The sequence below is a fragment of the Streptomyces sp. NPDC002851 genome, assembly GCF_053591935.1.
In genome coordinates, this window is record NZ_JBSFUT010000026.1 from 116,350 (window position 1) to 123,243 (window position 6,894).

At 72.3% G+C, this 6,894-nt stretch carries 5 protein-coding genes and 1 rRNA gene; 1 reads left to right on the plus strand and 5 read right to left on the minus strand.

Going from position 1 to position 6,894, the window contains the following annotated elements; all coding sequences use genetic code 11:
* Nucleotides 1-93: 93 nt before the first annotated feature.
* From ACWD10_RS25575 to ACWD10_RS25585, 3 genes are all read right to left on the minus strand, one after another.
* Complete coding sequence (locus ACWD10_RS25575) at nucleotides 94-1,125, minus strand: FecCD family ABC transporter permease (RefSeq protein WP_451094816.1); 1,032 nt, start codon at nucleotides 1,123-1,125, stop codon at nucleotides 94-96.
* 107 nt (nucleotides 1,126-1,232) lie between these two features.
* Nucleotides 1,233-2,312, minus strand: a complete 1,080-nt coding sequence (locus ACWD10_RS25580) for a FecCD family ABC transporter permease (protein WP_451094818.1) — start codon at nucleotides 2,310-2,312, stop codon at nucleotides 1,233-1,235.
* 193 nt (nucleotides 2,313-2,505) lie between these two features.
* Nucleotides 2,506-3,534 carry an HAD hydrolase-like protein gene (locus tag ACWD10_RS25585; protein WP_451094820.1) on the minus strand — a complete coding sequence of 343 codons (1,029 nt, stop codon included), beginning with the start codon at nucleotides 3,532-3,534 and terminating at the stop codon, nucleotides 2,506-2,508.
* Between the two features lie 84 nt (nucleotides 3,535-3,618).
* On the opposite strand from ACWD10_RS25585, the gene ACWD10_RS25590 reads away from it, so the two are divergent.
* Nucleotides 3,619-4,902 carry a DUF1015 family protein gene (locus ACWD10_RS25590; protein ID WP_451094822.1) on the plus strand — a complete coding sequence of 428 codons (1,284 nt, stop codon included), beginning with the start codon at nucleotides 3,619-3,621 and terminating at the stop codon, nucleotides 4,900-4,902.
* 86 nt (nucleotides 4,903-4,988) lie between these two features.
* On the opposite strand, the gene ACWD10_RS25595 is transcribed toward ACWD10_RS25590, so the two are convergent.
* Both ACWD10_RS25595 and rrf read right to left on the minus strand, forming a co-directional pair.
* The gene (locus tag ACWD10_RS25595) at nucleotides 4,989-5,816 is read right to left on the minus strand and encodes a hypothetical protein (protein ID WP_451094845.1); all 828 of its coding nucleotides are present in this window, start codon (nucleotides 5,814-5,816) and stop codon (nucleotides 4,989-4,991) included.
* 983 nt (nucleotides 5,817-6,799) lie between these two features.
* Nucleotides 6,800-6,894, minus strand: a 5S ribosomal RNA gene (rrf, locus tag ACWD10_RS25600); the annotation flags it as partial.

Consider the following 6,894-nt stretch of genomic DNA (forward strand, 5'->3'; position numbering starts at 1 on the left):
GCGGCATGCTCCTGGGGGTGGGCTCGGGAAATTCACGTCGTACGGTCGATGGCCTGCGCGTAGTGGATGACCTGCGCGTAGTGGATGGCCTGCTCATATCCGCCCCGCCCTGCGCTCCGCCGCGAGCAGCCACAGCAGGTAGACGCCGCCGAGCACCCCGGTCACGACGCCGACGGGCAGCCGGTCCGCGCCGAACGCGCGCTGCGCGGCCAGATCGGCGGCGATCAGCAGCGTGGCGCCCATGAGCAGCGACGCCACCAGGTTGGGGCCGGGCGAGCGGGTCAGTCGGCGGGCGAGCTGCGGCGCGGTGAGCGCCACGAAGGACACGGGCCCCGCGGCGGCGGTCGCGCCCGCGGTGAGCAGTACGGCCGAGAGCATCAGCAGGAACCGGGTGCGCTCGGGCCGTACCCCGAGGGCGTACGCCGCGTCGTCGCCCATCTCGAGCATCCGCAGCGGACGCGCGTTGGCGAGCACCAGCGGTACGAGGACGGCGCACAGGTAGAGCAGCGGCCACACCTGTTCCCAGTCGCGCCCGTTGAGGGACCCGGCCATCCAGACGTACGCCCGGGCGGCGTCGACGATGTCGGCCTTGGTGAGGAGATAGCCGTTGAGCGCGGTGAGGACGGCGGCCGCGCCGATGCCGACCAGCACGAGCCGGTAGCCATGCACACCGCGCCGCCAGGCGAGCGCGTAGATCAGGACGCCGGTGACCAGGCCGCCGACGAGCGACCCGGCCGCGACCGCGGTCGCCTCGCCCTGAAAGAGCACGATGACGGTGAGCGCACCAACCGTGGACCCCTGCCCGAAGCCGATGATGTCCGGACTGCCCAGCGGATTACGGGAGATGGACTGGAAGACGGCGCCCGCGAGCCCAAGGGCGCCACCGACGAGCAGCCCCACCAGAACCCGCGGCAGCCGCAGATCCGTGACGATGAACTCCTGCGCGGGCACGCCCTGACCGAACAGCGCGCGGACCACGTCCGCGGCGGGGATGAAGAAGTCGCCGGTGCCGATCAGGACCACGGCGGTGGTGAGCGCCGCGGCGCAGAGCAGCCCGACGGCGACGAACGCGCGCGGTGCGAAGCGTATGGAGAGGCCGCCGCCCCGGCTGCGTATCGCCGCCACCGTCGCCTTGGGCGCACTCGACGCCTTCGCAGTCCCCGCCGTCCTCGAAGTCCCCGCCGTATTCGAAGAGTTCGACGCCTTCGACGAGTTCGCCGCCTTCGTCGCGTTCACAGCTGAGTCATCCTTCGGCGTCGTACGAGATAGATGAAGAGCGGCCCGCCGATCAGCGCGGTCACGATGCCGACCTGGAGTTCGGAGGGGCGGGCCACGATCCGTCCGACGACGTCGGAGCCGAGGAGCAGGACCGGCGAGAGCACGGTCGCGTACGGCAGGATCCAGCGCTGGTCCGGGCCGGTGAAGGAGCGCACCATGTGCGGCACCATCAGGCCGACGAAGGCGATCGGCCCGCACGCGGCGGTGGCCGCGCCGCACAGCAGCGTCGCGGCGACCATGGAAAGCAGACGCGTACGGTTCACGCTGGCACCCAGGGCCTTGGCGGTGTCGTCGCCCATGGCCATGGCGTTCAACGGCCGGGCCAGGGCCAGGGCGAGTACGAGGCCGACGGCGAGGAACGGCGCCACCTGCCCGATGGTCGTCATCGAGGCCGAGGCCAGCGAACCGACCGTCCAGAAGCGCATCTTGTCCAGGGCCGCGGTGTCCATCAGGACGACGGCGTTGATGTACCCGATCAGCGCGGCGGTGACGGCGGTACCGGCGAGCGCGAGCCGCACCGGGGTGGCGCTGCGCACCCCGCCGAGCGTGTAGACGAGCACGGAGACCGCGGCGGCGCCCGCGAAGGCAAACCAGACGTAGCCGGTCAGCGTGGTGACGCCGAGAAAGCTGATGGCCGATACGACGGTGGCCGAGGCCCCCGCGTTGATGCCGAGCAGCCCGGGGTCGGCCAGCGGGTTGCGGGTGAGCGCCTGAAGGACGGCACCGGCCAGGCCGAGCGCGGCGCCGACGAGCAGGCCGAGCACGGTGCGGGGCAGCCGCAGGTCGTGAATGACGATGTCATTGGCGGAGCCGGTGCCCGTGCCGGTGGGGTCGAACAGGCTGTGCCAGACGTCCCCGAGAGGGATCTGCTTGGCGCCGAGCGCGAGGCTCGCGGCGGCGACGAGGATCAGGACGGCCACGGAGACCAGCAGGCCCACGGCCCGCATCGGCTGTCTCCGGGGCGGCGCGACGACCGCGGGCGGCGCGGCACCGCGCTCTTCGGTGCTCTCGGGGGAGGGACTGTCGACCAACACGGAGGTTAGGTTAGCCTACCCTCTCACCGCCACCGCTCGCCGGAACCTGCCTGTTGCCGACCCGTCAGAACCGCGACCGCTGGCGCCCGCCGGAACCCTCGCCGCGCCGCCTCTCGGACCCCTGACCATCACCGCCCCGGGACCCCTGACCGTCGCCGCCCTCGGAACCCTGACCATCACCGCCCCCGGAACCTCACAACCCGAGCCGCGCCAGCGCCTTCCCCGCATCCAGGGCGCAAGCCCCGTCCCCGGCCGCCGTCCACGCCGCCGCGCACAGCGCCCGCAGCCCGTCCAGGGGCTCCCCGTCGCCCTCGACCTCCAGCGCCTCCGCACCGGCGCGCGCCACCCAGCCGCCACACCGGAAGCCGTCCCCCTCGGCCGTCACCTCGGGCTGCCCCGTGAGCAGTCCCCGCAAATCCGCGTCCACATAAGTAGGGCGGTGTTCCGGCAGGGCGGCGAGCAGCTGCGCGGCATCGGTCACTCCGGTCAGGACGAGCAGCGAATCCACGTCACCGTTGAAGGCACCCTCGATGTCCGTATCCAGACGGTCCCCGACCACCAATGGCCGCTCCGCACCGGTCCGCAGAATCGTCTCGCGGTGCATCGGCGGCAGCGGCTTCCCCGCCACCTGCGGCTCGGCGCCCGTAGCGATCCGTACCACCTCGACCGCCGCACCGTTCCCGGGCGCGATCCCCCGCGCACTCGGAATGGTCAGATCCGTGTTGGAGGCGAACCACGGCACCCCGCGCGCGATGGCGTAGCACGCCTCCGCGAACCGGCCCCACGCCAGCTCAGGCCCGCCGTACCCCTGCACCACCGCAGCCGGATCGTCCTCCGCCGACTCCACGGGCACGAGCCCGCGCTCCCGCAGCGCCACCCGCAGGCCCTCGCCGCCGATCACCAGCACCCGCGCCCCGGCGGGCACCTGCTCGGAGATCAACCGGGCCACCGCCTGCGCCGAGTTGATCACCTCGGCGGGCTCGGTGGGCACCCCGAGCTCGGTGATGTGCGCGGCCACGACCTCGGGCGGGCGCAGCGCGTTATTGGTCACATACGCGAGGTGCATCCCGCCGTCGCGCGCGGCGAGCAGCGACGGCACCGCGTACGCGATCGCCGCCCCGCCCGCGTACACGACCCCGTCCAGGTCGAGCAGCGCCGTGTCGTACACCTCGCTCAACGCGCGCTCACTGCCCGCAGGGGTCGTCCGGACGGAACGGCTCATTACGTATCACTCCTCGCTCGGTGCCAGGCCAGATGTCACTCCCCCCGATCATCTCGCACCCGCGTTCCCACATACGATGCAGCAATGAACTCCACGGGTCCGGGCGGCAAAGGACTGCACCTCCACCCCTTCCGCGGGCTGCGCTACGTAGCGGAGCGCGTCGGCAGTCTCGCGGCGGTGACCTCCCCGCCGTACGACGTGGTGGTGCGCCCCGACGGGCTGCACCACCTGGAGTCGTCCGACCCGCACAACATCGTCCGCCTGATCCTGCCGCAGACGGCCGCCCCCGAGGCCCGCCATCGGCAGGCCGCCGCCACCCTCCACGACTGGCTCGCCGAGGGCATCCTCGCCCCGGACGACGAACCGGCGCTCTACGTCTACGAGCAGCGCAACGGCGATCTGCTGCAACGCGGCCTGATCGGCGCCCTCGCCCTGTCCGACCCGGCCGACGGCGTGGTGCTTCCGCACGAGGACGTGATGCCGCACATCGTCGAGGACCGCGCCGACCTGATGCGCGCGACCGCCGCCAACCTGGAGCCGCTGCTGCTCAGTTACCGCGGCGAGGGCACCGCGACCGGCGCCACGGCCGTCATCGAGCGCACCGTGCGGCACGCCCCGCTGCTCGCCACCACCACGGAGGACGGCTGCGCCCACCGGCTCTGGGCGGTCAGCGACCCGGCCGAACTCGCCGAGATCAACGCCGACTTCGAGCACCGGCAGGCCCTCATCGCGGACGGCCACCACCGCTGGGCGACCTACCTGCGGCTGCGCGCCGAGCACACCTCGCCCAGCCCGTGGGACCTGGGCCTCGTGCTCCTGGTCGACACCGCGCGCTATCCGCTGCGGGTCCGCGCCATCCACCGTCTGCTGCCCCGCCTTCCGCTGGCGCAGGCCCTGTCGGCGGTCGGCGACGCCTTCCGGGTGCGCCGCCTCGACGTACCGCTGCCGCACGCATTGGAGGCGCTGGCCGAGGCGGCCGCGGAGTCCAACGCGTATCTGTTGTCCGGCGACGGCATGCACGGCGGCTTCCATCTCCTTGACCGCCCGTCCCCGGAGCTGCTCGACCGCACGGTCCGCAAGGACCGCCCGGAGACCTGGCGCACCCTCGACGCGTCCGTCCTGCACGCCACGCTGATCGAGCACCTCTGGCAGGTCCCGGGCACCCCGGAGCACCTGGCCTACATCCACGACACGGCCGCCACGATCGAAAAGGCGGAGCACGACGGCGGCACCGCGGTCCTCATGCACCCCGTGCGGGAGGACATCGTCCTCGACCTGGCCCGCCAGGGCGTCACGATGCCCGGCAAGTCCACGTCGTTCGGCCCGAAACCGGCCACGGGCCTGGTCCTGCGCAGCCTGGCCCACTGACATACGACGAGGGGCGGGACCGCGCCGTGCGGTCCCGCCCCTCGTCACTTCTTCCGTCGCGCTACTTCTTCCCTCGCGCCGCGGCCTTACGACGCCGAGTTGCCGGAGTCGGAACCGGCGCCGGAGTCTGAGTCGGAACCGGTGCCGGAGTCGGATCCGGTGCCGGAGTCCGTGTCCGACTCGGAATCCTTCGCAGGCTGCTGCTCCGCACCCTCACCGTCGGTGTCGCTCTCCTCGTCGAAGGCGTCCACGAACTCGACGCCGTCCAGCTCGGCGAGCCGGTCGGAGGCGTCGGTGCTGCCGTCCTTGTCCGACTCGAGGGTCTTGGCGAACCACTCCCGCGCCTCGTTCTCCCGCCCGGCGGCCAGGAGCGCGTCCGCGTAGGCGTAGCGCAGCCGCGCCGTCCACGGCTGTACGGAGTGCGAGGCGAGCTCGGGGCTCTGCAGCGTCACGATGGCGGCGTCCAGCTGCCCCATGTCGCGCCGAGCCCCGGCGGCGACCAGGCGCATCTCGACCTGCCCTGCCTTGTCAAGGCGCTGCACCTCGGGCTCGCCGGCCATGTCGAGGGCCTTCTCTGGCCGCCCGAGACCGCGCTCGCAGTCCGCCATGACGGGCCACAGCTCGGCCGAGCCGGTCATCCGCCGCGCCGCCCGGAACTCGGCAAGCGCCTCGGAGTACTTCTGATTCGCGTACGCGGCAAAGCCCGCGGCCTCGCGTACGGCGGCCACGCGCGAGGCGAGCCGCAGCGCCACCTTCGCGTAGCCGTACGCCTGCTCGGGGTCCTCGTCGATGGTCCGCGCGACCATCACCAGGTTCTTGGCGACGTCCTCGGCAAGCCCCTTCGGCAGGCTCTGAAGCTCCTGCCGTACGTCCTTGTCGATCTCCTCGCCGGTGACGTCCTCGGGGATCGGCAGCCGCTTGATCGGCTCACGGTCCCGCTGATCCTCGCGGCGCGGGCCACGGCCGCCCCGGTCGTCACGCCCACGGAAGCCGCCACCGCCACGACGGTCGTCTCGTCCTCCCCGGAAGCCACCGCCTCCACCGGGCCGACCACGGCCATCCTCACGACGCGGGCCACGGCCTCGGTCGTCCCGGCGGAAGCTGGGGCGGTCACCGCTCTCACGGCGGTCGTCGCGGCGGTCATCACGGCGCTCGTAGCCGCGGTCGTCACGGCGGTCATCGCGGCGGTCGTCCCGACGGAAACCGCCACGGTCGTCCCTGCGGTCGTGGCCGCGGTCATCGCGCCGGTAGCCGCCGCCCCGGTCGTCACGCCGGTCATCACGTCGCTCGTAGCCGCGGTCGTCACGCTGCCGAGGGCCCCGGTCGCTGTCCCTGCGGAATCCACGGTCGCGGTCGTAGCCGCGGTCATCACGGCGGTCGTCCCGGCGGTCATCGCGTCGGTCATCGCGTCGGTCATCGCGCCTTTCGTCGCGCCTTTCGTCGCGGCGCGGTCCGTCGTATCGCTGGTCATCGCGGCGGAAGCCGGGACGGCCGCCACGGTCGCGGTCACGGTCCCGGTCGCTGCGCGGACGGAACCCGCCACCGCGACGGTCGTCGTCCCGGCGGAATCCGCCACGGTCGTCGCGGCGGTCGTCCCTGCGATCATCGCGACGGTCATCACGCCGGTCGTCCCTGCGGAATCCGCCCCGTCCACGGTCGCGGTCGTCGCGCCGGTCGTCACGGCGCGGTCCCCGGCGGAAGCCCCCGCGGTCGCCATCGTCCCGTCGACGCTGCTCGCGCTCCGGTCGGTCGTCGGGAGAGTTGGTCGACATCGGTGACTCCTGTCTTCGGTACCGCAGTCATTCTCGCGCACTCGGCAACCGGTTGCGCTTTGGCAAGAAACAAAAAGGACCCCTGGTCCCAGCTGAACGCTGGGACCAGGGGTCCTCCAAGAATTGTTCGGCGGCGTCCTACTCTCCCACAGGGTCCCCCCTGCAGTACCATCGGCGCTGTAAGGCTTAGCTTCCGGGTTCGGAATGTAACCGGGCGTTT

Bases quoted from the DNA above. Each gene is read 5' to 3' on its own strand.
- ACWD10_RS25590 (WP_451094822.1), top strand. From the start codon at position 3,619: ATGAACTCCACGGGTCCGGGCGGCAAAGGACTGCACCTCCACCCCTTC.
- ACWD10_RS25585 (WP_451094820.1), bottom strand. From the start codon at position 3,534: ATGAGCCGTTCCGTCCGGACGACCCCTGCGGGCAGTGAGCGCGCGTTG.